Consider the following 1,523-nt stretch of genomic DNA (forward strand, 5'->3'; position numbering starts at 1 on the left):
ACGGCTGCTGCAGCAGCCTAAAGGGTGATGCACTTCAGAGTTGAATGCAGGTGGTCATGTGCTGAGATCTAAATAATAAAAAATTATGCAGGTTGTAACATATGATCGTATTGATAGTGACTGTAGTATAATTTTTCAGAAAGCTCATCTATATATTCTATATTCTCAACCTGCTGAGCTAGGTTGGTCATCCCCCCCTCCCCGTTTAAGGATCCCCATATACTGGCCGCCATTGCAGCAATGGTATCTGTATCTCCACCCAGAGTAAATATATTGGCTAACAGAGATGTCAGGGAGGAGTTTCTATATTGAAGGCCGAAATAAATGGCTGTAACACAAGACTCAACAGCAGTAACTCCATTGCCTAGGTCTTTTTTTATGCACTGTATATGGGGCACTTGATGAAAGAAAAGAAGGGTTTTACATTTTGCCAGTTTGGTTCGATAGATGTCAGATTGACAACAGCTTTCTAATACATTAAATATCTCTTTATTTGATCGGTCCCTAAGGGCTTCACAAATAACCACCGCAATAATATATGCCCCTTCAATAGCAGTTGGATGCGCATGTGTGATTTCAGATACAAGTTGCACAGCCTTCTTTAAAGTAGTGTCATTTCTCGGGTGGCTCAGAGCGATAATGGGGGCCCTCATCGCTGCGCCATTGTCAACAGAGCCCTGCTTGAATTTTATACGATTTAAATCTTGCCAGCGCTTTCCACTTCTCACGCCCTTGAGTAACTTTGCCGCGCTGGCTCCATAGCCCCTTGTCCACTGATAACTTTGAGCAAATCTCTTCGCTAAGTGCTCCTGGTTATAAGATTCATATTCAAGAAACGAGGCCGCTATATCTATGGACATTTGTGTATCATCGGTGTAGCGTCTTTTACCTTGTTTTGTTTTTCCGATAAATTTCCATAGTTGCCTCTCTAAAAGTCCACCTTCATAAGGCGCACCAAACGAATCTCCAACAGCGAGGCCTTTAAAGCATCCCCTATATTTGCTGATTTTTATCATTGTATTCCATGGCGCTGATTTTTTTCCATCATAAGGTTTGGCAATTAAAGTGGGTCAACTGTATCAAGATATTTTCGAATATTAAGCCCTGAAGGTGATTTCTATATAGGGATGAAACTACCTTTTGAGGTGCTTGCTGGTAATCTCAAGAAAAATTATCTGCTTTTTCGAGCGTGACAAATCCACTCTTTGTAGAAGCCGCCTTATTGTTGCTCGCTATCCATGCTGTTAGGGAGTCAGATTAAAGTGTAACAAGCATAGCTGCTATAGGGTTTATTGGCTTCCCCCGTTGTCCTCTTGAGTCAGTATGGTTGCCAAAATTATTAATATAAACAGGAAAAATAAAAGGGTTTTTCGATACTGCACGGTTGTAGAAATTGTTGCGCCGTAATTGTACTAATCTGGATCTAGTGCTGAAAAATCTAAATCGGTATTTTGGCGGTCTATTACTAGCAACACTTCGGACAGTTTCATGCAGCTATAGCCCCATAGTCACTGTACTGCTCG

Annotated in this window: 1 protein-coding gene; it reads right to left on the reverse strand. The window is 41.4% G+C overall.

All coding sequences use genetic code 11. From position 1 onward, the window contains the following. Window positions 1-83: 83 nt before the first annotated feature. Window positions 84-1,016, reverse strand: a complete 933-nt coding sequence (locus tag MO867_RS21975; protein ID WP_252473142.1) for an ADP-ribosylglycohydrolase family protein — start codon at window positions 1,014-1,016, stop codon at window positions 84-86. Window positions 1,017-1,523: the final 507 nt, after the last annotated feature.

This window comes from Microbulbifer okhotskensis (assembly GCF_023895975.1).
Lineage (GTDB): Bacteria > Pseudomonadota > Gammaproteobacteria > Pseudomonadales > Cellvibrionaceae > Microbulbifer > Microbulbifer okhotskensis.